At 68.7% G+C, this 23,128-nt stretch carries 27 protein-coding genes and 1 other RNA gene; 13 read left to right on the forward strand and 15 right to left on the reverse strand.

All coding sequences use genetic code 11. From position 1 onward, the window contains the following. The first annotated feature begins 160 nt into the window (after positions 1 to 160). The 3 genes from ABD209_RS16365 to fahA all read left to right on the forward strand — a co-directional run bounded on the left by ABD209_RS16365 (position 161) and on the right by fahA (position 3,467). A complete protein-coding gene (locus ABD209_RS16365; protein ID WP_344068153.1) occupies positions 161 to 1,237 on the forward strand; it encodes a DNA polymerase IV in 1,077 nt (358 codons plus the stop codon). Positions 1,238 to 1,348: 111 nt separating this feature from the next. After that, a complete protein-coding gene (locus ABD209_RS16370; RefSeq protein WP_344068156.1) occupies positions 1,349 to 2,248 on the forward strand; it encodes a hypothetical protein in 900 nt (299 codons plus the stop codon). A gap of 1 nt (position 2,249) precedes the next feature. After that, positions 2,250 to 3,467: a fumarylacetoacetase gene (gene fahA / locus ABD209_RS16375; RefSeq protein WP_344068159.1), complete on the forward strand. Its 1,218-nt coding sequence runs from the start codon at positions 2,250 to 2,252 to the stop codon at positions 3,465 to 3,467. A gap of 7 nt (positions 3,468 to 3,474) precedes the next feature. Here fahA and ABD209_RS16380 read toward each other — a convergent pair whose 3' ends face one another. Further along, positions 3,475 to 4,338, reverse strand: coding sequence for an RDD family protein (locus tag ABD209_RS16380; RefSeq protein WP_344068162.1), 864 nt, complete (start codon positions 4,336 to 4,338; stop codon positions 3,475 to 3,477). Between the two features lie 52 nt (positions 4,339 to 4,390). Between ABD209_RS16380 and gabT the strand changes: the two genes are divergently transcribed. Together gabT and ABD209_RS16390 are read left to right on the forward strand one after the other, a co-directional pair. Continuing rightward, positions 4,391 to 5,725 (forward strand): 4-aminobutyrate--2-oxoglutarate transaminase, encoded by a 1,335-nt coding sequence (gene gabT, locus ABD209_RS16385; RefSeq protein ID WP_344068165.1) that lies wholly within the window; start codon positions 4,391 to 4,393, stop codon positions 5,723 to 5,725. 77 nt (positions 5,726 to 5,802) lie between these two features. Next, entirely contained in the window at positions 5,803 to 6,657 is an 855-nt protein-coding gene (locus ABD209_RS16390) for a hypothetical protein (RefSeq protein ID WP_344068168.1), read from the forward strand. 344 nt (positions 6,658 to 7,001) lie between these two features. Here ABD209_RS16390 and ABD209_RS16395 read toward each other — a convergent pair whose 3' ends face one another. The 3 genes from ABD209_RS16395 to ABD209_RS16405 form a co-directional block, all read right to left on the reverse strand. Further along, the gene (locus ABD209_RS16395; RefSeq protein ID WP_344068170.1) at positions 7,002 to 7,796 is read right to left on the reverse strand and encodes an SDR family NAD(P)-dependent oxidoreductase; all 795 of its coding nucleotides are present in this window, start codon (positions 7,794 to 7,796) and stop codon (positions 7,002 to 7,004) included. A 165-nt stretch (positions 7,797 to 7,961) separates the two neighbouring features. Next, positions 7,962 to 8,267 (reverse strand): hypothetical protein, encoded by a 306-nt coding sequence (locus ABD209_RS16400; RefSeq protein ID WP_344068173.1) that lies wholly within the window; start codon positions 8,265 to 8,267, stop codon positions 7,962 to 7,964. A gap of 21 nt (positions 8,268 to 8,288) precedes the next feature. Then, complete coding sequence (locus ABD209_RS16405) at positions 8,289 to 8,447, reverse strand: hypothetical protein (protein WP_344068176.1); 159 nt, start codon at positions 8,445 to 8,447, stop codon at positions 8,289 to 8,291. A gap of 118 nt (positions 8,448 to 8,565) precedes the next feature. Between ABD209_RS16405 and ABD209_RS16410 the strand changes: the two genes are divergently transcribed. Both ABD209_RS16410 and ABD209_RS16415 read left to right on the forward strand, forming a co-directional pair. Beyond that, entirely contained in the window at positions 8,566 to 9,087 is a 522-nt protein-coding gene (locus ABD209_RS16410) for a hypothetical protein (protein ID WP_344068179.1), read from the forward strand. Positions 9,088 to 9,097: 10 nt separating this feature from the next. Further along, on the forward strand, positions 9,098 to 9,586 hold the full coding sequence (locus ABD209_RS16415) for a DUF421 domain-containing protein (protein WP_324385869.1): 489 nt from the start codon (positions 9,098 to 9,100) through the stop codon (positions 9,584 to 9,586). A gap of 61 nt (positions 9,587 to 9,647) precedes the next feature. Here the strand turns inward: ABD209_RS16415 and hppD are convergent, their stop codons facing one another. After that, positions 9,648 to 10,868 (reverse strand): 4-hydroxyphenylpyruvate dioxygenase, encoded by a 1,221-nt coding sequence (gene hppD, locus ABD209_RS16420; protein WP_344068181.1) that lies wholly within the window; start codon positions 10,866 to 10,868, stop codon positions 9,648 to 9,650. A gap of 109 nt (positions 10,869 to 10,977) precedes the next feature. Between hppD and ABD209_RS16425 the strand changes: the two genes are divergently transcribed. Next, a complete protein-coding gene (locus ABD209_RS16425; protein WP_344068183.1) occupies positions 10,978 to 11,466 on the forward strand; it encodes an Lrp/AsnC family transcriptional regulator in 489 nt (162 codons plus the stop codon). Between the two features lie 100 nt (positions 11,467 to 11,566). Here the strand turns inward: ABD209_RS16425 and ABD209_RS16430 are convergent, their stop codons facing one another. The 4 genes from ABD209_RS16430 to ABD209_RS16445 form a co-directional block, all read right to left on the reverse strand. Then, positions 11,567 to 12,517 (reverse strand): zinc metalloprotease, encoded by a 951-nt coding sequence (locus tag ABD209_RS16430; protein ID WP_344068185.1) that lies wholly within the window; start codon positions 12,515 to 12,517, stop codon positions 11,567 to 11,569. A gap of 121 nt (positions 12,518 to 12,638) precedes the next feature. Next, positions 12,639 to 12,926: a DUF3039 domain-containing protein gene (locus ABD209_RS16435; protein ID WP_324385865.1), complete on the reverse strand. Its 288-nt coding sequence runs from the start codon at positions 12,924 to 12,926 to the stop codon at positions 12,639 to 12,641. 29 nt (positions 12,927 to 12,955) lie between these two features. Continuing rightward, positions 12,956 to 13,516: a YqgE/AlgH family protein gene (locus tag ABD209_RS16440; RefSeq protein WP_344068188.1), complete on the reverse strand. Its 561-nt coding sequence runs from the start codon at positions 13,514 to 13,516 to the stop codon at positions 12,956 to 12,958. Then, a complete protein-coding gene (locus tag ABD209_RS16445; RefSeq protein WP_344068192.1) occupies positions 13,461 to 13,916 on the reverse strand; it encodes a VanZ family protein in 456 nt (151 codons plus the stop codon). Before ABD209_RS16445 ends, ABD209_RS16440 begins: the two co-directional genes overlap by 56 nt. Positions 13,917 to 13,930: 14 nt before the next feature. Between ABD209_RS16445 and ABD209_RS16450 the strand changes: the two genes are divergently transcribed. Next, positions 13,931 to 14,563 (forward strand): SIMPL domain-containing protein, encoded by a 633-nt coding sequence (locus ABD209_RS16450; RefSeq protein WP_344068195.1) that lies wholly within the window; start codon positions 13,931 to 13,933, stop codon positions 14,561 to 14,563. A gap of 3 nt (positions 14,564 to 14,566) precedes the next feature. Further along, positions 14,567 to 15,202 carry a hypothetical protein gene (locus ABD209_RS16455; protein ID WP_344068198.1) on the forward strand — a complete coding sequence of 212 codons (636 nt, stop codon included), beginning with the start codon at positions 14,567 to 14,569 and terminating at the stop codon, positions 15,200 to 15,202. A gap of 34 nt (positions 15,203 to 15,236) precedes the next feature. On the opposite strand, the gene ssrA is transcribed toward ABD209_RS16455, so the two are convergent. Next, positions 15,237 to 15,604, reverse strand: a transfer-messenger RNA (tmRNA) gene (ssrA, locus tag ABD209_RS16460). Positions 15,605 to 15,734: 130 nt separating this feature from the next. Next, positions 15,735 to 15,953, reverse strand: coding sequence for a hypothetical protein (locus ABD209_RS16465; protein WP_344068201.1), 219 nt, complete (start codon positions 15,951 to 15,953; stop codon positions 15,735 to 15,737). On the opposite strand from ABD209_RS16465, the gene ABD209_RS16470 reads away from it, so the two are divergent. Continuing rightward, the gene (locus ABD209_RS16470; RefSeq protein ID WP_344068204.1) at positions 15,943 to 16,530 is read left to right on the forward strand and encodes a hypothetical protein; all 588 of its coding nucleotides are present in this window, start codon (positions 15,943 to 15,945) and stop codon (positions 16,528 to 16,530) included. The genes ABD209_RS16465 and ABD209_RS16470 overlap by 11 nt on opposite strands. 112 nt (positions 16,531 to 16,642) lie before the next feature. Then, a complete protein-coding gene (locus tag ABD209_RS16475; protein WP_344068207.1) occupies positions 16,643 to 17,416 on the forward strand; it encodes a hypothetical protein in 774 nt (257 codons plus the stop codon). Between the two features lie 103 nt (positions 17,417 to 17,519). Here ABD209_RS16475 and ABD209_RS16480 read toward each other — a convergent pair whose 3' ends face one another. The 4 genes from ABD209_RS16480 to ABD209_RS16495 all read right to left on the reverse strand — a co-directional run bounded on the left by ABD209_RS16480 (position 17,520) and on the right by ABD209_RS16495 (position 22,185). Next, a complete protein-coding gene (locus tag ABD209_RS16480; protein ID WP_344068210.1) occupies positions 17,520 to 19,487 on the reverse strand; it encodes a DUF2207 domain-containing protein in 1,968 nt (655 codons plus the stop codon). Next, on the reverse strand, positions 19,484 to 19,951 hold the full coding sequence (gene smpB / locus ABD209_RS16485; protein ID WP_324385857.1) for an SsrA-binding protein SmpB: 468 nt from the start codon (positions 19,949 to 19,951) through the stop codon (positions 19,484 to 19,486). Before smpB ends, ABD209_RS16480 begins: the two co-directional genes overlap by 4 nt. 94 nt (positions 19,952 to 20,045) lie before the next feature. Then, a complete protein-coding gene (locus ABD209_RS16490; protein WP_344068213.1) occupies positions 20,046 to 21,374 on the reverse strand; it encodes a peptidoglycan DD-metalloendopeptidase family protein in 1,329 nt (442 codons plus the stop codon). Positions 21,375 to 21,420: 46 nt separating this feature from the next. Continuing rightward, positions 21,421 to 22,185 (reverse strand): ANTAR domain-containing protein, encoded by a 765-nt coding sequence (locus tag ABD209_RS16495; RefSeq protein WP_344068216.1) that lies wholly within the window; start codon positions 22,183 to 22,185, stop codon positions 21,421 to 21,423. Positions 22,186 to 22,305: 120 nt separating this feature from the next. Here ABD209_RS16495 and ABD209_RS16500 point away from each other — a divergent pair, with 120 nt between their 5' ends. Further along, positions 22,306 to 23,031 carry a sigma-70 family RNA polymerase sigma factor gene (locus ABD209_RS16500; protein ID WP_344068219.1) on the forward strand — a complete coding sequence of 242 codons (726 nt, stop codon included), beginning with the start codon at positions 22,306 to 22,308 and terminating at the stop codon, positions 23,029 to 23,031. Positions 23,032 to 23,128 lie beyond the last annotated feature (97 nt).

Raw genomic sequence — 23,128 nt, forward strand, 5'->3', positions numbered from 1 at the left:
ATCCGTGGATTGGCTTTTGGGTTCGGGGCGTGGGGTGGGGTGTGGGGGTCGTGCTGGGGGTGGGCAGGGGTGTGCCGCTGGTCTGCCCAGCTCTTTCACGGGGGTGAAAGACCGAGGCCAGGCACCGGACGCAGCCCCCGCAAGCCGCGATGATGAGGACATGCCGGCCTGGGTCTTCCACCTCGACCTCGATCAGTTCATCGCGGCTGTCGAGATCCTGCGGCGGCCGGAACTCGCCGGCAAGCCGGTCATTGTCGGCGGGCGGGGTGATCCGAGCAAACGTGCGGTCGTCTCGACCGCCAGCTACGAGGCTCGCGCCTGCGGCGCCCATTCCGGTATGCCGTTGCGCCTGGCCGCGCGCAAATGTCCTGACGCGATCATCCTGCCCGTGGACCGCCCGGCGTATGACGCGGCCTCGTGGGAGGTCTTCGCCGCCGTCCGGGGCATGGGCTTGGTCGTCGAACCGCTGGGCTGGGACGAGGGCTTCATCGCGATCCCGGAGACCGACGACCCCGAGTCCGTCGCCAGGGAGATCCAGGCCACCGTCCTCACCGCCACTCGCCTGCACTGCTCGATCGGACTGGGCGACAACCGGATTCGCGCCAAGAATGCCACCGATTTCGGCAAGCCCCAGGGCACCTTCCAGCTCACGCGCGAGAACTGGATGACCATCATGGGTCACCGTCCGGTCATCGAACTCTGGGGCGTCGGGACGCGGGTCTCCGCGCGGTTGGGAGCGCACGGCATACGGACGGTGGCCGAGTTGGCGAGTGCCGATGTGGACGCGCTGATCACGGAGTTCGGACCGCGGATGGGCACCTGGTATGCCGCGCTCGGTCGCGGCGACGGCTCCGCCGTCGTCGACGACACGCCCTGGGTGGCGCGCAGTCACTCGCGCGAGACGACGTATCAGGTCAACCTCGCGACGCCCGAGGAGATTCGCGTCGCGATCGAGGTCCTCGTCGATCAAGTGCTCGCCGACTGCGCCAAGGAAGGCCGGCCGGTCACCCGGGTCGGCCTAAAGGTGCGCTACGCCCCCTTCTTCACGGTCAACCGCTCCAAGAAGCTGCGCGCCCCGACCACCGACAAAGCCCCGGTGCTCGACGCCGTCCTCGCCCTCGTGGCCGGCATGGAGCCGGGCCGCGAAGTCCGGCTCCTTGGCGTGCGCGGCGAGATGGTGATGCCAGCGGAGCCGGACGACCGGGTCGAGCGCACCCCGACGCGCGGCCGAGTTTGAACGGGCCTTCGGAATACCGATCGAGTGGTCTGCGGCCCAGGACGCGCCTGCCCGCGCCGGCCATCGGAGGCGATTGGTATTCCGACGGCACGCTCGGGATATGTTGGCCGGGTGCCAGTGCTGCCGCGAGCCCTCTTCGGCGACCTCTTCGACGACGCCGCCGTCTTCCCACCGGGCAACAGCCCGCTCGATGCGGCGGTCGCCGGTCACCGTCGCCTGCGGCGCAGCCCGTATGCCGATCTGGTCGGCCCGCTCCTCCTCCCGCCCGCGTCGGTCGCTGCGGCCGCGGACCTGGCGGGCCTCGCCGACCTGACGCCCGCACCACCCGGCGGCGCGGTCGAGCCCGAGGACGCCGATCCCGGCCCACTCGATGTCGCCATCACGGCCCGACCGGACGCCGACCTGGTCGAGCTGGGCACCGCGGTCCGCACGGCCGCGCGCGACGACCGGCTCGAACTTCGCGGCGTCGAGCTGGGTTGGTTCGAGAACTGGCGAGAGCTCCAGATCGATTCTCCCGCAATCGTTCTGGAGTTGCCGCGGGGCACCGAACAGTCGCTGGCCCTGACCGATCTCGCGACCGCGATCGCCGAGGGCGAGCCGGGCAACTCGCGCATCATCGCGAAATTCCGCACCGGCCGCACCCCGCTGTGGGACTGGCCACCGGAGCGCGAACTCGCCCGCGTCATCCAGTCCGCCATCGCCATGGACGTCCCGCTGAAGCTGACCGGCGGGTTGCACCATGCGGTGCGTTCGACGCTCTCGGACGGTGAGCACCACGGTGTGCTCAACATCCTGACCGTCGTCGCCGACGCGCGCGCCGGGCGCCCCCTGGCCGAGTTGACCGCGACCTTGGCCCGCCGCGAACCAGGCCCCCTGGTCGACCGGCTCGCCACACTCACCGCCGCCCAGGTGACGCGGCTGCGGGCGGCATTCTCGGCATACGGTTGCTGCGATGTGCTCGAGCCGATCCACGAACTCACCGAACTCGGTGTGCTGGAAGGAGTTTCCTGACTTGGACTGGTGGCACGAACTGCCCGCCGACGAGCCTTTCGGCCTCGCCAATCTCCCGTATGCCGTGGCGGACTTCCCCGACGGCGCGCGCGTCGTGGCGCGAATCGCCGACCACGCACTCGACCTCGCTCGGTGCGCCGAGCACGCCGGCATGGAGTCGGGGGCGGTCTGGGACCGGCCCTCGCTCAACGCCTTCCTCGCCGAGGGACCCGCTTCGTGGGCCGCCGCCCGCACCTGGCTTCAGGACACGCTGCGCGATCAGACGTATGCCGATTGCGTTGCGCCGCACCTGCATCCACTCGACGGGCTGGACTTGCTGCTGCCGCTCGAGGTCGCCGACTATGTCGACTTTTATGCCAGCGAACATCACGCGACCAATGTCGGCGAGCTGTTCCGGCCCGGGCAACCCGCGCTGACGCCGAACTGGAAGCACCTGCCGATCGGCTATCACGGACGTTCTGGGACGGTCGTCGTGTCGGGCACCGATGTCGTTCGGCCGTGCGGCCAGCGCAAGGGGCCGAACGACCCGGAGCCGGTCTTCGGCCCAAGCGTCCGGCTCGACATCGAGTGCGAACTCGGCTTCGTCGTCGGCGGCTCGTCGGCGATCGGTGAGCCCATCGCGCTCGACCGGGCGTGGGAGCACATCTTCGGCGTCGTTCTGCTCAACGACTGGAGTGCCCGTGACATCCAGGCCTGGGAATATGCCCCGCTCGGCCCCTTCCTGGGCAAGAGCTTCGCGACGTCGATCTCGGCCTGGGTGGTGCCGATGGCCGCGCTGAGCGCCGCCCATGTCCCGCTGCCGGCGCAGGACCCGGCGCCGCTGCCGTATCTGCGCGGCGACGCGGCCACCGGGCTCGACATCTCTTGTGCCGTGACCTGGAATGACACCCTGGTCTCGACACCGCCCTTTGCGCAGATGTACTGGTCGCCCGCGCAGATGCTCGCCCACCTCAGCGTCAACGGCGCGAGTACGCGGCCAGGGGATCTCTTCGGCTCGGGCACGATCTCGGGCCCGGCCAAGGAAACCCGGGGAAGCTTCCTGGAGCTGAGCTGGAATGGCGCCGAACCAGTCACCCTGGGTGACGGCTCCACCCGCAGCTTCCTTCAGGACGGCGACACGATCACGCTGACGGCGACCGCCCCGGGCCCCGGCGGCTCGGTGATCGGCTTCGGCGCCTGCACCGGCACCATCCGCCCCGCCCTGACCTCATCACCGTGAGAGTGGGTCAGGGGCGCGGGGCCGCCTTGCCGCGCACCACATTGGTGCCCGCGATCTTGTCGTGTAGGGCTTGCTTGCGCGGGTCCCACAGCGGCCACAGATAGTCGGCGATGCCGACCAACGACAGCAGGAACCCGATCGCTCCCGGCACCAGGCTGAAGACGTTGAGCGCGAGGATCAACGCATAACGCCGCATCGCCACGAGCACCGGCAGCGGCCCGGGCCGCTCGCGCTCGCGGACGCTGATCCCGAGCGCCATCTTGCCCGGGGTCGCGCCCTTCTTCGTCAGGAAACCGACGTGGTAGGCCAGCCCGATGACCATCGTGATCGCCACAAACGCCAGGAAGTTGCCCCCGGTCATATAGCTCGCCAGGTCTGCAGATACCTTGTCGAGCCCGGCCGTGTCATTGGTCCGGATCGCCTCGGTGAACGAATCGATCCACGGCTGGAGCGCTTTGAGCAGGAAATACCCGCCGAAGATCCCCGACAAAATGCCGCTGATCAGCGCGTCGATGATGTAGGCCCCGACCCGTTGCCACCACCCAGCGAGCGGCACCCCGTCGGGAGTGGTGGGGCCGGCCGGCCGCGCAGCATACGTCCCCCATTGCGCACCGGGCTGCGGGGCACCCCACTGGTTCGGCGGCTGGCCTGCGCCGGTCGGTGGGGTGGGCGTGGAGCCGCCCCGCCAGCCATACGGGTCGTTCGTCGGCGTCGCCGTGGGCGGCGTGGCGGGTGGGACAACGGGTGCGGTCGTCGCCGGGCGCGTCGCGCGTGGGGTCGTATGCCGGGTCCACACGATCCCGTCGAAATAGCGTAGTTGGTCGGGGTGTTCCGGGTCGTCGTACCAGCCGGCCGCGGTGGGGGTGCTCACCGACGGATTCTCGCACGTATGCCCGAACGACCCCGAGGCCTATGCTCGCCTCATGATCGAGCAGAAGCGCATCCTGGCCACCTCCATCCCCGGCCCCAAGAGCCAGGCGATGCAACAGCGCAAGCTCGCCACGGTCTCGGCCGGCGTCGGGACCGGCCTGCCGGTCTACATCGAAGCCGCCCAGGACGGCATCCTGCGCGATATCGACGGCAACCAATTGATCGACTTCGGCTCCGGCATCGCCGTCACCAGTGTCGGCAATGGCAATCAGCGCGTTATCGACGCGGTGCAGCGGCAGATCGCCGACTTCACGCACACCTGCTTCATGGTGACCCCGTATGAGGAGTACCTCGACGTCTGCGAACGCCTCGCCGCGCTCACCCCGGGTGAGCACGAGAAGCGCTCCGCGCTCTTCAACTCCGGCGCCGAGGCCGTCGAGAACGCCATCAAGATCGCCCGTGTAGCCACCAAGCGGCAGGCGATCGTCGCTTTCGACCATGGCTACCACGGCCGGACCAACCTGACGATGGCGCTGACCGCCAAGAACATGCCCTACAAGGACGGCTTCGGGCCATTCGCGAGCGAGATCTATCGGGTGCCGATGGCCTATCCCTACCGCTGGCCGACCGGCGCCGAGCACTGTCTCGAGGAGGCCTTCGACGGCTTCGTCGCGCAGGTGCAGGCGCAGGTGGGCGAGGACAATGTTGCGGCCGTGATCATCGAGCCGATCCAGGGCGAGGGTGGTTTCATCGTGCCGCCGGACGGCTTCCTGACAGCCGCGGCCCAGTGGTGCCGCGACGCCGGGATCCTGTTCATCGCCGACGAGATCCAGTCCGGTCTGTGCCGCACGGGTGACTGGTTCGCCGTGGATCACGAGGGTGTCGTCCCCGACCTGGTCACCACCGCCAAAGGGCTCGCGGGCGGGATGCCGCTCGCCGGGGTGACCGGGCGCGCGGAACTGATGGACGCGGTGCATACGGGCGGCCTGGGTGGCACTTATGGCGGCAACCCGGTGGCGTGCGCGGCGGCGATCGCGGCGCTGGATTCGATGCAGGAGGACGAGCTTTGCGCCAAGGCCCGGGCGATCGAGGACACCATCTTGCCGCGGCTGAAGGAGATCGCCGACAAGACCGGCGTCATCGGCGACATTCGCGGCCGGGGCGCCATGCTCGCCATCGAGTTGGTGTCCGACCAGGTCGCCAAGACCCCGAACGCGGCGCTCACTGCCGCGGTCAACAAGGCGTGCCACGCGCGCGGCCTGGTCACCTTGACCTGCGGCACCTATGGCAATGTCTTCCGCTTTCTGCCGCCGCTGACGATCGCCGAGGACCTGCTGCACGAGGGTTTGGACATCCTCGACGAGGCCTTCACCGAGGCCTTGGCCTGATCCAGGGGATCCAACAATCGAGCCACGGCTGCCTAGGCCGCTGCTCGCTGGGATCACGGCCCGGAGACAATCGCTGTGTGCGCAGGCGCCGGATGTCCATCTGGTCCGCGCTGGGCAGAGGCGGTGCGGGAGCGGTGGCGGCTGTCCTGGCCCTGGGCGCGTGCACGTCGTCGGCAACTCCCCGTCCGACTAGCCCGATCATGCTCGACTCCGATGGTCTTGCGGTCATCGTGGCCGGCGAGGGCGGGGACTGCCTCGATGAGTGCGCACCGGCGCCGGTCTTCCTGGGCCACGACTATGTCGAGGCGACAGACGAACTGGTCAAGCCCGATCTGGTCAGCGACATCCGGATCGGCGCCGACGGCCCGCTGGAGACGATGCACGACGTGCGTGCGATCCGCGGCATCGATCCGCGCACGGCCTTCGCGGCGAAGGTGCAGGGCAAGGACGGGTGGATCCTCGTACGCCGCACCCGCGAGCGCTTCGGCGCCCCCGAGGTGCCCGCAGCTGAGCTGGGCCACGACGCGCTTTGCGGTCACGATCAGTCGCGTCCGCGGCCAGTGGTGGCCGGTCGGGGTGCGGGGGGCCGATCCTGTCGAGCGCCTGATCTGGCCGCGGCCGATGCCGCCGCACGCGGCATGACGTATGCCGTTGCTACGCTGAGTTGGCCGCCAGACAGCCGTCCGCTGCCGGGCCCGGTGACCAACCCGGTGGCGGCGCCAGGCCCGGGCCTGCCGGTGGTGCACTATCCGAAGCAGAACTGCAAGGACACGGACGCGTGCCCGGCTCCCGAACCGATAATCGGCGAGGACCACCTCTGGGGTCAGTGTGTGCCCGTGCCGCGGAGAAAATTTCGGAGGTGGTGCTCGCAAGCGAGAGCGCCCCGGGCCGGGGCGACGAGGTTCGCCAGGTCCTGGGCCCGGCCCCGTTGACGGCCGTGGCGATGCCGGGACGGTGCGAGGACCCGAGGGCCGGGACCCTGTTGCGGCGCACGCCGGAATCGAACGGCCCCTCCCCCCGGTCCTTCGAGTCCCCCGTGCCCCCCGAGCCCCGTCCCTAACCTCTGCTCGCAGGGGTTAGGTGTCCTCCAGCAGGGTCTACCTTGCCTACGATGTGCTGAGTCGGGCGGCCGATCTCCCGGGAGCGCCTGTGCCCGTCACTCGGTAGCCATACTCGCCGCCGTAGTAGTCAAGTACCCGCTGCAACCGACTCGGGACGGCCATGGCGTGGATGCTATCGACGCTGCCGCCCGGACCACCCCGCTTCGACGCCCACCTCAGCGCACCAGTCGACGCTCCTCCGCCACCGAATTGCCCCCGTCGACGAGCAGCACCTGTCCGGTCACATAGGCCGCACCGGATGTGGCGAGCCAGGCGATCGCCGACGCAACCTCGGCCGGCGTGCCTGAGCGCCCGAGGGGCACCCGTCGGCCCTCCTCCACCTCGGCCGCAGTCTGCGAGCCCGTCGCGATCCACCCCGGGGCGACCGCGTTGACGGTCACGCCGTGCGGCGCTTCGTCCACGGCAAGCGCCCGCGTCAGGCCGACCAGCCCTGCCTTCGCCGCGGCATACGCCACGTCCCCGCGCATCGCCATGGCCGCGCCGGTCACGCTGGTGACATTGACAATGCGCCCGCCACCTGACGTTCGCACGTGCGGCAATGCCGCCCGGCACATCACGTATGCCGTGTCCAAGTTGCGCGCGAGGGACGCGCGCCAGCGCTGCGGATCGGTCTCGTCGATCCCGCCCTCGAGATAGTCGCCGTCACCCACCGTGACCATGCCGGCATTGTTGACGAGAATGTCCACCCGGCCCGTGCGCAAGACCCCCTCTGCGACAAGGGCTTCCGCGCTTCCGGCAATCGTCAGATCACCGACCAGGCCGTATGCCTTGTGCCCGTCCGCCCGCAACTGCGCCACCCGCTCGTGCACCGGGCCGGTGGTCGCGCCGAGCACTAGTGCCGCGCCCAACTCACCGAGCGCCCGGGCGGTGGCGAACCCGATCCCGGATGCCGAGCCGGCGCCGGTGATCAGCGCTGTCCGGCCGCTCAGGTTGAATCCCGCGGGACGCACGAGCGACAGCCTAGGCCGCCGTCGCTGCTTGAACTCCGCGCTCCGCGCCTCAGCACCCCCCTGCCCAAAGAGGTCCGTCGGGTCACCAGGCCTCCGGCCCCCAGCAACCCCCTCACCCCTGCCCACCGCCTCGCTCCTGACGCGGAGCCTCGCGCACTCAGCCGGTCAGAGCGCCACGTGTTCCGGCACGACCTCGCAACTCTCCCCCGACTGCTCGCCATGCCCGTACCAGTTAACCCGGTCGGAATCGCAGACGGTCACCTCCGCGGACTCTCGCGCCCCGGCGAAGCCGATCCGGCTGCCCGTGCCCACCGGCTCGATGTGGATCGTGGCGAAGGACCCATCCTGGGCGAAGGTCCCCTCCCACCCGCGAACGCGGATCCGGCAGCCACCAACGTGGGTGATCCGGTTGAACGTGACCGGCTCGTCAAGGACGTTCCCCGACCCCGCGGCGGAAGACCGTTGCCGCATGACCAGCGACCACTGTCCGGCTCACTCGTCGGCAACCGCTCGAGCTTGCCGGTCGGCGCTCGGCGCCACGACCTGAGCGAGCACCGCGATGCCGAGACCGAGCCCCACGGCGAGGGCGAGGACCCACCGCCATCCGGCTCGATGCCGCCTCGGCGCCACGGATGACGTCGCTTCGATCACGCTGCCGACGCTAGAGCCCCGGGCGCCCGCCACACCTGAGTACGACAACCCAGGCCCGCGCGAACCTCGGCCGTCCTCAAGGCCCCGGCCGACGACGAGCCCGCGTACTGTGCCCCTCGTGGCCAACTCCACCATCGCCGACGCCGGTGACGCGAGCGTGGCAGAGCGCTCGCGCAATCTGCGACGGATCGGCCTGACCCTCTTTGCCCTACCCGTGCTCGGCGCGGCTCTGGGCGTCTTCGGACCGAACGCCGGCCACGTGTCTGCGACCGGGTCGGCCTACCGGCTCGGCGTGGACTACCCGCGCGCCACCCGGTCCAGCATCGTCACCCCGCTCGTCGTCACCGTGACCCGGCCGGGCGGTTTCGGCGACGACCCGGTGATCGTGGCCGTCGATCAAGGCTTCCTCGATCGCCTGGACTTCCAGAACTGGTATCCCAACCCGTCCGCCGAGTCCAATGACGGCGACACCACAATCTACGAGTTCGACCCCCCGGACGGCGACACGCTGCGGGTCAGCCTCGATGCGCGCACCGGCCCCAACCAGGGCTACTCACACAACACGTATGCCGTGGCCGTCCTCACCGACGCCCACACACCGGCCGCCCGCGTCACCTTCCGCACGATCTTCTGGCCGTGAGGGGCGCGTCGTGGAACTGATCATCCGGACCGTTGTCATCTTCTTCGCGCTCTGGCTCGTCATGCGGGTCGCCGGCAAACGCCAGGTCGCGAACATGGATGCCTTCGACCTGGTGACAATCATCGTTCTCGGTGGCGTCGTCACCCAGGGCATCCTGCAAGAGGACTACTCGGCCGTGAGCGCCGTCGTCGCTCTCGGGCTGGTCACCCTGCTCTCGGTGGGCCTGTCCTGGCTGGGTTGGCGCTTCCGGAAGGTGGGGTCGGTGATCGAAGGCAAGCCGACAATCCTGCTGCGCGACGGCCGACCGGACCTCCGCGCGATGGCCGCCGAACGCGTCTCCGAAGCGAATATGTTCGCTGCGGCCCGCGAACACGGCCTGCGCTCGCTCGAGGACGCCGACCTGATCGTCCTGGAGGCCGACGGCGCCTTCAGCTTCTTCGTCCGCGACGACTCCGGCGAGGCCGACCCGCCCGACGACACCAAGGCGCAAGCCGTCTGAGCGACTCGGTGCCGGCGGGGACTCCGCGCCGATAGGTCGCTCCGAGCGACCCGCGGCCGTTTCAGAGGTTGCCGCGCTTGTCCTGTTCGCGCTCGATCGACTCGAACAGGGCCTTGAAGTTGCCTTTGCCGAAGCCCAGTGACCCGTGCCGCTCGATGATCTCGAAGAAGACGGTCGGCCGGTCGCCGAGGGGCTTGGTGAAGATCTGCAGCAGATAGCCGTCCTCATCGCGGTCGACGAGGATCTTGCGCTTCTGCAACTCCTCGATCGGCACGCGCACCTTCCCGATCCGCGCGCGCAGCTCTGGGTCCTCGTAGTAGGCGTCGGGCGTGTCCAGGAACTCGACGCCTTCGAGGGTCAACGCGTCGACGGTCGCAAGGATGTCATTGGTCGCGAGCGCGAGATGCTGCGCGCCGGGGCCGGTGTAGAAGTCGAGATACTCATCGATCTGGCTGCGCTTCTTGGCGATCGCCGGCTCGTTGAGCGGGAACTTCACGCGGTGGTTGCCGTTGGCCACGACCTTGGACATCAGCGCCGAATAGTCGGTGGCGATGTCGTCGCCGACGAACTCGGCCATGTTCACAAAGCCCATGACCTTGTTGTAGAAGGCCACCCAGTGGTCCATCCTGCCCAGTTCGACATTGCCGACGACGTGATCGAGCGCCTGGAAGAGCCGCTTCGGCGCCCCCTCTCGCTTGACGAAGCCGGAGCTGCGGGCGACATACCCCGGGACGTGCGGCCCGGCATACCGCACGCCGTCGACCACCCGCTGAACCAACGTATGCCGCGTCTCGCCATAGGTGGCGATCGCCGCCAGCCGGACGGTCCCGAACTCGTCGGACACGTCGTAGGGCTCGGCGAGGACCGTGGCGCCCGCGCGGCGCGCCTGCGCGATGCACTTGTCGACATCCGGCACTTCCAGGCCGATGTCGACGACGCCGTCGCCGTGCTTGGCGTGATGGGCAATCAGCGGGCTCTTGGGGTCGACGGCACCCTTGAGGACGAAGCGGATGGAGCCCGACTTGAGCACGAAGGCCTTGTGGTCCCGGTTGCCGGTCTCCGGCCCCGAGTAGGCGATCAGGTCCATCCCCCAGGCGGACTGGAAGTAATGCGCCGCCTGGGTCGCGTTGCCGACCACAAAGACGATGGCGTCCCAGCCGGTGACGGGGAAGGGATCGGCGCTCTCGTCGTATTCGACGAGGCCGACGAGCTGCTTCAATTGCTGCAGGTCGAGATTCGCCTGGCGTTCCTGCTCGGTCAACTCCATTGTTGCGTCGCTCATCCCCCGAGCGTGACCGATGGACGACATCATGCGCAACCTGCCTGAGTAGCTTTACTCAATTTGCTCAGTCACCAAGCATTTTGACCGGTCAACGTGGGACGATTCCATCGTGGCCCCCCCAGCACCCTTCCCTATCGACGCCCTGGATGCGCGGCTGATCGATGTCTTCACCGACGACCCCGACGTGGGCGTCCTCGGTGCCGCCCGCACCCTTGGTGTGGCCCGCGGCACCGTCCAGGCGCGCCTGGAGCGCCTACAGCAGCGCGGCGTCATTCGCTCCTTCGCGCCGACGCTGAGCCCGCACGCCCTGGGCTTCCCGGTGACGGCCTTCTGCACCCTGGAGATCCGCCAACGCCAAGGTCACGGGCCCGTCGTCGCCCACCTGGCCGCGATCCCGGAGGTGCTCGAGGTGCACTCGATCACCGGCGCGGGCGACCTGCTCATCCGGATCGTCGCGCGCGACAACGCCGACCTCGGTCGGGTCATCGACGCGGTGGTCGACGATGTGCACGTCATCCGCGCCAACACCTCGATCACCATGGTCACCCACCTCGAACTGCGCACCGGGCCGCTGGTGCTGCGCGCGCTCGAAGGCTGACCGGCCGAGCCGACCACCCCGCATACGCCGATGGGGCGCCCCCGCGAAGGGTGCGCCCCATTGTGCAGTCACGCGCGTATGCCGCAGCGCGGCACACGAGTCAGCCGCGGAAGGCCGCCCACTGCGCCTTCATACGAGCGTTCTGGCCTGCCGTGAACATGGTCATGCACGCGTCATAGGTGTAGTCCATGAAGTTCTTGATCGGGTCATTGCCCGGCGAGGAACAGGTGTTGCGGCCGGTCGGGCAGCCGAAGGCCGGCGAGGCCTCGGCGGGGGTGTCGGCGACCTGGTCGCCCTGGCCGCTACAGCCGCCCTGGAAGGTGTGCCACAGACCCATCCAGTGACCGACCTCGTGGGTGGCGGTGTCACCGAGGTTGTAGTTCGCTATGTTGCCGCCCGGCAGGGACTGGTCGAGCAGGACGACACCGTCCATCTTGCTGCCGGCCCCGCTGGAGGGGAAGGTCGCCCACCCGAGCAGGTTGCCGCCGAGGCTCGCGGTGTAGATGTTGAGGGTGTCGGTGCCGCCCTTGCGCAGCGCGGTCTTCATGGCCCGCTCGGCCGCCGTGCCCGGCTGGAGGTTGTTGTACCAGGTCGCGTTGTTGGTCTTCTTGGTCGCCACCAGCTTGAAGGTGAAACCGGCGGTCTTGTAGGCGGCGTTGAGGACCGCAATCTGCTTGGTGATGCGCGTCTGCGGGATATTGCCCTTGGTGCCGGCGGTGATCACGTTGAAGTAGACGGGCACGCTCACCACGGCTGCGGGGGCCCGGCCGGCGGCGTCGACGGCGCGTCCGGAGGCGTCGAGGTGCAGGCCGCGATCCTTCAGTGCCTGGGCGAACATCCGCTCGGCATTGGCGACCTCGGTGGGCGAGGCGCTATTCGGGTCCTTGCCGTGCGCACCCTCGGCCAGCCGGCCGACGGCGTCGGTGTGCGTGACGCAGGCCCCGGCCGGGCCGTCGACCGCACCGGCGGGCTTTGCTTGTGCGGGCAGGGCCCCGAGGCCGACCACCAGCAGGGCGGCGCTCGGAAGCGCCAGAGCAAGACGTCGAGACATGACGCTCGGTTCCTTTCGTTGTTCCCCTGAGGCCGGCACGGCGGCGCCGGTCACGCGTTAGAACCTAACCCCATCGGGCGCCAGAGCGAAGAGAAACGCGCGAAATGCCTGCCCAGCGAGCTCAGTCCTCGCCGTCGGCCGGCGGCCGCAGGCCCTCGTAAATCTCCTTGCACACCGGGCATACCGGGAATTTGTTGGGGTCGCGGCCGGGGACCCAGACCTTGCCGCACAAGGCGACGACGGGCTCACCCGACAGCGCGGATTCGAGGATCTTCTCCTTGCGCACATAGTGCGCGAAGCGCTCGTGGTCGCCCGGCTCCTGCAGTTGTGGCACGACCTCGGTGCGCTCGAGCAGCGCGGTGCTCGTCTGCGGGCCGTCGGGCTGGTCCAGACCGGGAGTCTCGCTCATGGTGCGAAAGTCTAGGTCGCCGCGACGCTTCAGTTCAGCGACGGATCCTTGGGGAAGGTCGCCACCAGCGCGAAGGGACCCGCCTGGCGGGCGAGCACGTCATGCCAGAGCGCGCCGCTCTCCGGCGCGAAGACGTCCTGGGCCTCGCGAGGCACCACAAACCAACTGCCGCCCTCGATCTCCGACTCCAGTTGCCCGGCACTCCACCCGGCATACCCCGCATAGATGCGCACGCCATGGACGAGTGCGGACACGGCCGATGGGTCACTGTCGAGATCGACGAGCCCGACGCTGCCGAAGAGCCTGCGCAGTCCCTCCCCGTCGCCCGAACGCGCCGGCATGGCGACGACCCCCAGGGCCGTGTCGAACTGGACCGGCCCACCGTGGTAGACGACAGGGGCGCCCGCCGCCAGCCGGCCCCACCCGGGCAGGATCGCGTCGATCTCGGCATCGAGCGGCCGGTTGAGAATGATGCCCTGCGCTCCCTCGTCGTCGTGGTGCAGCACCAGGATCACGCTGCGGAAGAAGACACCCTCATCGATCTCGGGCGTGGCGACCAGCAACTGCCCGCTCAGGTCCGTCGTCCGCATACGTCCCATTCTCCCGTATGCCGTGCCACACGACGGCGGCCGACACCAGACCCAGCAGGTCGGCTGTCAGGTCGCCGAAGGAGCCGTCGCGGGAGGGGATGAGCGTGGCCTGGAGGATCTCGGTCACCGGGGCATAGACGGCCAAGCCGGCCAACCAGGGCCGCCTCGGCAGGCCCGCCAGCAGCCCGAGGAAGGCCGGCACCGCGAAGATCAGGACGTGGATCATCTTGTCGGCATACGAGAACAGCGGCACCCCGTCACCGCCCGGCATGAACACGGCCACGGCATTCGCGAGCAGGGCGAGCGCGGTGAGTACGCGCAGAGGCAGGCGGTAGCGGGAGCGGAGCACGACGTCCTCGATCGAATTGGGCCGGTCGGCCGCACGGGGCGTGCCGGACAACTACTGTGCCGCACATGGATGAGTTCGTGGAAATGACCGGGACCGGGACGGCGTCGGCGCCACCGGATGTCGTCGTGCTGGACCTGTCGGTGCGAGCCCCCGGATCCTCGGTCGCGGCCGCGCTGGGATCGGCCGACCAGGGCATGGCGGCGGTCATCGGCCTCGCCAAGGAGCGCGGGGTGCGCCCGAGCGATCTGCAGACCACGTCGGCGAGCGTCTATCCGCAGTACGACCGCGAGGGCGTCAATGTCAATGGCTATGTAGCGCAACAATCTTTGCGCCTGCGGGTCCGTGAGCGTGACCAGGTCGGACTGTTGATCTCGGCCTTCTCCGATGCGATCGGCAACACCTTGACGATCGACAACATCTCGTTGCAGATCGCCGATCCGGCACCCTTGTTCACCGAAGCCCGCCGCGGGGCCTTCGCCGACGCCGAAGGCAAGGCGCGCCAGTTCGCCAGCCTGGCCGGTCGCTCGCTGGGCCAGGTCGTCTGGCTGGTCGACGCTGTCTCCTCCGGCGCCGGCCCAATGCCCATGGCCGTGATGGCGGCGGACACCGCCAAACGGATGTATGCCGGCAGCACCCCGGTCGAGATGGGCGAGAACAGCGTCTCGGTCATCATTACGGTTCGTTGGGCCTGGACCTGACGTATGCCGTGGCTCGACATCCTCGGCTGGGCCGGTTCGGCCCTGCTGGTGGTCTCGGTCATGCAGACGCGCATCCTTCGGCTGCGCCTGCTCAACCTGGCCGCGACGATCGCGCTGCTGATCTTCAACTGGGGGTTGGGCATCTGGTCGATGGTCGCCATGAACGCAGTCCTGGCCGCCCTCAATGTCTTCTATATCGCCAAGCTCCAGCGTGAACGGCGGGCGGGGAGCACGGCATACGAGGTGTTGTCGGTGGACTCCGACGACACCTATCTGACGCACTTCCTGCGCCGTCAGGCGCGCGATATAGCCAGCTTCAATCCCGGGTTCACCGGCTCGGTCGCGTCGGGCGCGGCGGCCTACCTGATCCAGCACGGCAATGAGACGGTGGGCATCGTCATCCTTCGCGACGCCGGCGGCGGTGACGCCCAGGTCGAGCTGGACTATGTCACCCCGCCCTATCGCGATCTCTCCCCCGGCGAGTTCGTCTATCGCGAGAGCAATCTGTTCGCGCGCAAGGGTTTTCGGCGGGTTCTGACGCCGCCCGGGATGCTCGCGCCCTATTACGCGCGGCTGGGTTTCACCCGCGACGGGGATCATTGGGTGCTGGCGGTGCGGGATTCGAGTCCGGCAGCGTGATGAGGTCAGCCCGCGGTCCGGCCGTGGCCGGCACCGGTGGAGGTGGCGGGAATCGAACCCGCGTCCACTGACGATGAACCAGGACTTCTCCGGGTGCAGTGCGCTAGGGATTTTCTCGGCCCCAGGGCTGGCGCGCACACCTTCCCTGACAGGCCCAGTCGGATGAGCGTCCCGCGCCGCCCCCCGACAAGAGCGACGCGGCAAGTTTCCTAGCTGACGCCAGGCACTGAGACGGAAACTAGCTCAGGCTGACGGACTTCGAGGCTCGCTCAGGCGGCGAGGGCGAAGTCGGTGCGCTTGGAGTTGGCACCTATTGGTTTGCACGGAGCGTTCACGAGATAACCGTGCATCCTCGACCCGCTTCCCCTGGCAGACCGGCCAATGTCGAAACCGATCACCCCCTGGGAGCAGGCTGCCTCATCACGCTGTGGACTTGTCAATCCGGTCCGGTGTCGGACCGATGCATCAGTATGACCGGTGAACGTCGCCGTGCCCAAGTCCATTCCTGCCCCGGAGCCCGTATGCCGTCCCCTCACCAAGCGTGCGCCCGCCGGCTCGCGGCGACATCGCTGGCCGCCATCGCCGTGTCGGCGTGCACGGGCGGGCCCGGGCCGGACGCCGAGCCGACGCCGCGAACCCGGTCGTCCACAGTCGTCGCTCCGCCCGCGGCCAGGACACCGCCTGGCTGCGTCGTCAACACCGCCCTGCCCAACCGGTCGATCGCTGCGACCATGCGCCCGATGCCCGGCACCGCTGCATCCATCCGGGCACTCGCGGCCCTGCCGGTGGCACCTCGGGAGCGCGGCACCGACTTCTGCCGGGCGGCATTTGGGCCCGATACCTGGCCCGATCTGGACGGCAACGGGTGCTCGGCGCGGCAGGATACCCTGCGCCGCCAGGCCCGGAGGGTCCGCCTCGGTGTGATCAGGAGCCATAGCACCGGCTGCCACGAAGTGCTGGGCGGGACGTGGATCGACGCCTATACGGGCGCGGTGCTGACCGGCGCGAATATGAAGGATCCGCGCACAGCGGGCACGATTCAGATCGACCACGTGGTCTCACTCTTCGACGCCTGGGTCTCCGGAGCGCGGACCTGGCCACCGGCCAAGCGCGTCCAGTTCGCCAATGACACCTCTGTCCACGAGCTGTATGCCGTTGCGGCCCAAACAAACTTCGACAAGAGCTACCGCAGCGTCGAGAGCTGGCAACCGGCTCCGGCTGCGCGCTGCCGCGTGGCGCGAGCCGTGGTCGAGGTGAAAACGGCATACGGGCTGTCGGTCACGGCGGGGGAACGGGACGCGCTCGCGAGCATGCTGCACACCTGCTGATCACTGAAATCAATCCGTTACCAACCGACGTTTCACCCCCGGCGTCGAATGAATGAGTCGGCCGGAACGCGGCCGACGCAATCAAAAACACTCTCCCCCAAAGGATTTCGCCATGCCCGCAAACCTGTTGACCGCCGCCGCTGCCACCCTCGCCGCACTCGTCCCCGGCGCTGCCGCGCTCGCCCCGGCGGTCACCCTTACGTCGGCCACTACGGCAGTGGTTGCTGCGTCCGCCGAGCGGTGCGCGACGCCGGCGATGTTCACCTTCACCCCGACGTCCGGCAGCTACTTGGGCGCCAAGATCACCCGCGAAGTCGTCGCCGGCGCCGCCAACTGCGCGAGCGCCAAAGGCGTGCCGAGCTTCGTCAAGAGCGTGAACGCGAGCGCGAACGCCCAACTGGCGCAGTGGAAGACGGACTGGAAGTCAATGAAGGTTCCAGGGCTGCCGACCATGGGCAGCTACGGCCGCACCAATTCGGTCGTGACGGACGTGCCCGGGCTGGTCGTGCTCAAGGGCCGCGCGTACCTCTACTACGGCGGGGCGCACGGCGTCGACACAGTGACCTACGACATCCTCAACACCGGCACCGGCGCGCTTGTCACGAAGTACAGCATGCTGGACGAGATGCAGGGCCTCGGAGGCCCGAACTGGAACTTCGAGCGCGAGCTCAACCACTGGGCCCCGACAATCGAAGGGCTGCCGGCCGGCCCCATCACCCGCGACCTGGTCTCCCTCTATCCCGCCCGCACCGGGATGCACGTCGCCGTCGGCCACTGCGCCGCGTATGCCTGCGCCGCCGGCGTCGTGGAATACACCATTCCCTGGTCCAGCCTGGTCGCCCCCGACGCCGACCTCAGCTTCGTCCCGAATGCCTGGGGCCACTGATCCTCAGATCATCCATAGGTGGTAGCAGCGGAGGCAAAGTGTGCGCTGTAGCGCACGCTTTGCCTTCCCTACTGACGGGTCGCGATCCCCTTTCGGGTCCGATCTACCAGCTGCCGCCGGAGGAGCCGGAGCCGCCACCGCCGGAGAAGCCGCCTCCCCCACCGAAGCCACCGCCGCCGTCGAAGACGCTCGTCCCCGACGACCCGGCCGTGGACACGAACGTGCCCGCCGCCTGGGTGGCAAAGTCGTCCACGCCGGAGGTGATCGAGTCGAAGAAGCCACCGGTGCCCCAGTTGGGCCCGATGTACCAGATCGGCGGGTTGATCGCCACGCCCGCGGCGGCCGCCGCCGCGGCCACTTCCTCGAAGGTTTTCGACCACTTCTCGGCGACACCGAAGACGATGGCATAAGGCAGATAGCGCGAGAAGATCTGCTGCGCTTCCTCCCACTTGATCTGGCCGGCCTCGGCAGTGACGAGATACTGCTTGAAGCCCAGCGACTGCGCCAGCACCGCCGATCCGTCGGCCGTCCGGGACGCCATCCGACGCCCGAGCAACTGCACGATGACCCCGGACAGCGCCAGCCCGAGCGCCAAAATCGTGGTGCCAGACAACGGGATCGCCGACAAAGGGCGACCCGCGGGCAGCCGCCCGGCGAGGAAGAAGAAGGACATCACGCCGAGCAGGATCAGCGCGGATCCGAAGCCTGACCAGGTGTTGCGCTGCGACTGCGGCGAGCGCCGGAACCACCCGCGCCGCACCACCTCGTTGTACATCGAGCCCTTGACCGAGCTCAGTGTCGAGGCGAAATTGTTCTTCAACTCCGACAGTCGCACCTGGTCGCCCATCGCGAAGAGCCCGTCGAGGAGCACCTCTTCGTAAGAGCTCAGCGCCTGCGCCCCGCTCGGCGGCGTGGTGCGCGTCAGCATCCAGTCGGTACGCCCGAAGGACTTCTGGGTTTCGGTGATCGTCAAGTAGCCACGCACGGCCAGGTCGAGGATCGTCGCCGTCACATCGACGGTATTGGCCTCCTCGTCCAGGACCGTCCCGACCATGCCCGGCTGCACCCCGGGCGGCGGGTTGAACTGCACCGCCACCGCGCCCGGGCGCGAGCCGCGCACGACCGTGCCCCCGTCACCGGCCCCGGGCGAGAGCCCTGGCGTCAGGCCGGCATACTGCTCGTCGCGGCCACGCGTCCAGACGAGCATGCTCATCCCGGCCGCCGCGAGGAGCGGCAAGAAGACGCCCAGGCCACCGGTCAGCTGGCCGAGCAATCGGGACTCGGCGGGCGAGACGGTGGGGTCCGAACTACCCGAGCCCTCATTGCCCGTCGACCCCTCCACCAGATTGGGCGTCAGGTCCCCGAAGGCCGAACGCGGCAGGGACACCGCGACGGACATCGCCTGACCAGGCTCCAGATCGGTGTGCGCAAAGCGCGTCGGCGATCCGATCGCGGCCTCGCACAGGCTGTTCGAGCCGACCGGACCGTAGTTGCAGGCCGCCTGCAGCGGCGTCGCCGGCGCCTCGATTGTGGCGGTCACCGAGTCGTACCACTCCTCGTTCGCCGCGCCGACGACGTCCTGGACAAACTCCGCACGATCGCTGTCGATGGCATTGACGACCTTGGCGAGGGTGTAGGCGATGACGTAGGTCTGCGAGCCACTGACCGTCTCGTCCGGGCTGCCGATCCGCAGGTGCAGATACGCGCCATAGTCGCTCTCCTGGACGTCCGCCGGTGCGCCGGAGGGCGAGGAGACCTCCAGATCACTCAGTTCGTAATACCGATAGACGTCCTCGCGATTTTGATAACCCGCGCGGACGCGGATGTCGCGGGTGATGCCGTGCTTGGCCTCCCCGTCGGGGAAGGCGTGGGTGATGGTCTCGGTGATGCGCACCGAACCGTCCTTGTTCAGGACCATCGCATTGTCGTATGCCGTGTTGCGCTCCCCCGTGCCCACCGCCACGAAGCCGCGGTCGAGACCCGCCGGGGCCGCCCACGCGGGGACGAACACCCCGAGCGCAAGCACCAGGGCGACAATCAGGCTCGTGGCCCCGCGACGCACGGAGGTCACCGGCCCCGGCTGTGCAGGGCGCGGTCCATCTCGCGCTGGTCCTGTCGCTCGCGCAGCGCATGCCGCTTGTCGTAGGCCTTCTTGCCCGTGGCGATGCCGATCTCGACCTTCGCGCGACCGTCCTTGAAATACAGGGAGAGCGGCACGATGGTCCGCCCGCTGGCTCGGGTGGCGGCGTCGAGCTTGGTTAACTGATCTCGATGTAGCAGCAGCTTGCGGCGGCGTCGCGGTGTGTGATTGGTCCAGGTGCCCTGGACGTACTCGGGGATGTGCACGCCCTCGAGCCACAGTTCGCCACCGTAGAAGGTTGCATAGCCGTCGACGAGCGAGGCCCGGCCCATTCGCAGCGACTTCACTTCGGTGCCCATCAGCGCAATGCCCGCCTCGACGGTGTCCTCGATGAAGTAGTCGTGGCGCGCCTTGCGATTGCTCGCGATGACCTTGCGTCCCGCTTCCTTGACCACCGTGCCACTATCCTCGTCATCCGGGCGGCCGCAGGGTGCGACCGTCGGCGCTCACGCTACCTGGCCGATCCGACAACCTCGCGCGGAAATCGCGTCAGAGCCACTTGCGTGGGTCGACCGGGACGCCGTTCTCGCGGGTCTCGAAGTGTAGATGGCAGCCGGTCGACAAGCCGGTCGTCCCCACATACCCCACCAGTGCACCGCGGGCTATCGAACCGTAGCCGGCCACGATCCGGCTCATGTGGTTATAAGTCGTCGCCAAGCCGACGCCACGCTGGATGCCGTGCGAGATGATCACCTGGTTGCCGTAGCCGCCGCCCCAGCCGGAGCTGACGACGGTGCCCGGTGCCGCTGCATAGATCGGGGTGCCGCACGCCGCCGCATAGTCGCGACCGGCGTGGAGCCGCCAGTAGTGCAGGATCGGGTGGTAGCGCATCCCGAACTCCGAGGAGATCCAGCCCGAGGACGGTGCGGACAGGAATCCGCCGCTGGACGTCGGTGGGGGGTTCGTTGTCGGGTTGGCACTCCCCCCGCCGTTGTTGTTGTGCTCGGCGGCGCCCGCCGCGGCCGCAGCCGCGGCGGCCTTGCGCTTGCGTTCCTCTTCGGCCGCGATCGCGGCGAGCTTCTTGGTGATCTTGTCCGACTCAGCGTTGAGGTCGGCGATCCGGTTCTTCTCCGCCGACCGCTGGGTCTCCAAGCTGGAGGTCAGCGCGGCCTGCTGAGAAACCAGGCTGTCCAGCTCGGCCTTAGCCGCAGCAGCCGCCTGGGTGGCCGCCGTCGCCGCCGCCTGTGCCTGCTCAGTGCGCCGCTGCGCCTGCTGGGTCCGGGCGCGCAGGGCGGCCAGGTGATCGGAGGTCGCGGTCAGGCTCGCCGACTGCGTGGACAACCTGGTCAGGGCGCCATTCTGGATGTCCATGACGGTGTCGGCCATGGCCATCCGGTCGGCTAACTGCTGGGGATCGGCGGCCTCCAGAGCCACCGACAAGGTGCCCGTGCCCTGCTCCTGATAGAGCTGGGATGCGAAGCCGGCCACCGTCGAGCGGGTGTCCGCGAGGTCGCTGCGGGTGTCCGCGAGCTGGCTGATCGCGCGTTGCTCGTCGGCCTTGGCGACCGCGAGGTCGGCGAGGGCCTGCTGGTTCGCGGCTTCCGCCTCGGCCTGCGCCGCCTGCGCCGCGGCCACAGCGTTCTGCGCGGCCGGGACCTTCGACTGGGTGTCGGCCAGCGCGGCATACGCCGAGCGGAGCTCCTTGGACGTGTCGTCGAGATCGTCTTTGGCCGCGGCCAGCTTCTTTTGGACGCTGGCCTTGTCGTCGTTCAAGTCGGCGGCCGCGCTGCCGGCAGACAAGGTTGCCCCGGCGAGCGTGCTCGCGAGCAGGGCTCCGGCCGCAAGGCCGCGCGCCACTGCGCGGTGGGGTCGTCTCATGCGCATCATCGGTCCCAAGAGTAGCCAGGACCGGGCCGTCCGGCTATCAGCTTCGCCCGCGTGTCCCACCATCGAATTCCGGCTCGCCGGACCCCTGGCCGCCGGGTCGATGTGCGGCGACGACTTGGGCAGCGACGGCGGCCAACCGGGTGTTGGTGCGGGTGGATGCCCGCTTGAGAATGTCGAAGGCGGCGGCCTCGTCGAGGTTGCTGGTCGCCATCAACAAGCCGATGGCCTTGCCGATCTCCCTGTTGCTCTCCAGACCAGCCCGCAGATTGGCTGCGCTCTCCTGCTCGAGCTGGGCGCGCAAGGTGACACCGGCGAAGGCCGCAAGGATCGTGCCCGCCGCGGCGGCCTCGTCATCGAGTGCTCCCGGTCGGTCACTGAAGATGTTCAGGGCGGCCCGGCCCCCCGGACTCGGCCGCAAGCGGTAGCCGATCATCCCCCGCACCGGCGTGTCGGTCAGGACCCGTTCGCGCAGCCGCGGCCACTGCGAGTAGGCGCTGATGTCCGCGTCCATCTGAAAGCCTTCCTCGGTCAGCGCATCGAGGCATGGACCCTCACCGACCGAGTTCTGAAGTTCGTCGACCAACCGGGCCCGGTCGTCGGTCGCCGCGATCGTCCTCATGTGCTCGCCCCGCGCGACGAGCACGCTGATGCTCGCCCGGTCGGCTCCGGGAATCAGGTCCAGGGCGATCGCGCAGATCTGTTCGAGGCTTGCATCGAGCGAGTCCGCGGCATACACCCGCTCCGCCAGAGCAGCGAAGTGGGCGATTGCCTCCGGAGGGATGGTCGGCTTGGTCGGGTTCACGTCATGACTCCTCACACCATTTGCATCGTCGGTCTGCGAGTGATGAGATCTTCACGCACGCCGAAACGGTCCAACAGAGTCCGGCCGCTCGACACTCCGGTGCCGAAGGACCACCCTGCCATGGACTCCGATCATCTGGACACCCTTGTCCGGAACGCGCTCGCGGAGCACGGCCCGGCTCGGCAACGCCACCTGCGACAGCTTGCCGTGGTGGCTGCTCTGCCCCTCGCCGACGGAACCGCCCGTCGCTTCCGCGGACGCGGCGTCGACGCCGACGACCTGGAACAGGTCGCCCGCCTGGCCCTGGTCGGCGCCGTGCATCGCTTCCCCGGCAACAGCCAGGCCCGCTTCGGGGCGTATGCCGTCGCCACCATGTCGGGCGCGATCAAACGTCACTTCCGGGATCACGCGTGGAGCGTTCGGCCGCCTCGGGCCTTGCAGGAGTTGCAGGCCCAGATCGCACCGACCGAGGCGACCCTGCAGCAACGGCTCGGCCGGAACGTCACCGAGGAAGAAGTAGCCCAGGCGATCGGCGTCCCGTTGGCGGATCTCGCGGCCGCACGACTCCTGCACGGCGCCTATTACGCCATCAACATCGACATGGGGGGCGGCGACTCGACCGGTGGCGGCGATGACCCGGTCCGGTCTTGGGAGCGGCATGAGGCGCTGCGCGCAGCGGTGGCGGGCCTGAGCACTCGTGAGCAGGAGATCCTCCGGCTGCGCTTCGTGGAGGATCTTCCGCAAGCGCGCATCGCGGACCACATCGGCACGAGCCAGGTTCAGATCAGCCGAATCCTGGCCGGGATTCTCCCCAAACTGCGTCGTCAACTCCAGCACGTGACTTAGAGATCGCGCGGATAGGTCAGGGTCGTCGGGTGGGTCGGGTGTCCCAGCGGTGGGTCGTCCAGGCTCGGCGGAGCAGGCTTCGGGTGATGATGACCGC

Origin of the sequence: Nostocoides vanveenii, assembly GCF_039531165.1 — a bacterium.
GTDB classification, from domain to species: domain Bacteria; phylum Actinomycetota; class Actinomycetes; order Actinomycetales; family Dermatophilaceae; genus Nostocoides_A; species Nostocoides_A vanveenii.

Coding starts and splice junctions, on each gene's coding strand:
- ABD209_RS16365 (WP_344068153.1), top strand. CDS start 161: ATGCCGGCCTGGGTCTTCCACCTCGACCTCGATCAGTTCATCGCGGCT.
- gabT (WP_344068165.1), top strand. CDS start 4,391: ATGATCGAGCAGAAGCGCATCCTGGCCACCTCCATCCCCGGCCCCAAG.
- ABD209_RS16400 (WP_344068173.1), bottom strand. CDS start 8,267: ATGCGGCAACGGTCTTCCGCCGCGGGGTCGGGGAACGTCCTTGACGAG.
- hppD (WP_344068181.1), bottom strand. CDS start 10,868: ATGAGCGACGCAACAATGGAGTTGACCGAGCAGGAACGCCAGGCGAAT.
- ABD209_RS16430 (WP_344068185.1), bottom strand. CDS start 12,517: ATGTCTCGACGTCTTGCTCTGGCGCTTCCGAGCGCCGCCCTGCTGGTG.
- ABD209_RS16435 (WP_324385865.1), bottom strand. CDS start 12,926: ATGAGCGAGACTCCCGGTCTGGACCAGCCCGACGGCCCGCAGACGAGC.
- ABD209_RS16440 (WP_344068188.1), bottom strand. CDS start 13,516: ATGCGGACGACGGACCTGAGCGGGCAGTTGCTGGTCGCCACGCCCGAG.
- ABD209_RS16450 (WP_344068195.1), top strand. CDS start 13,931: ATGGATGAGTTCGTGGAAATGACCGGGACCGGGACGGCGTCGGCGCCA.
- ABD209_RS16455 (WP_344068198.1), top strand. CDS start 14,567: ATGCCGTGGCTCGACATCCTCGGCTGGGCCGGTTCGGCCCTGCTGGTG.
- ABD209_RS16470 (WP_344068204.1), top strand. CDS start 15,943: ATGCCCGGCACCGCTGCATCCATCCGGGCACTCGCGGCCCTGCCGGTG.
- ABD209_RS16475 (WP_344068207.1), top strand. CDS start 16,643: ATGCCCGCAAACCTGTTGACCGCCGCCGCTGCCACCCTCGCCGCACTC.
- ABD209_RS16490 (WP_344068213.1), bottom strand. CDS start 21,374: ATGAGACGACCCCACCGCGCAGTGGCGCGCGGCCTTGCGGCCGGAGCC.
- ABD209_RS16500 (WP_344068219.1), top strand. CDS start 22,306: ATGGACTCCGATCATCTGGACACCCTTGTCCGGAACGCGCTCGCGGAG.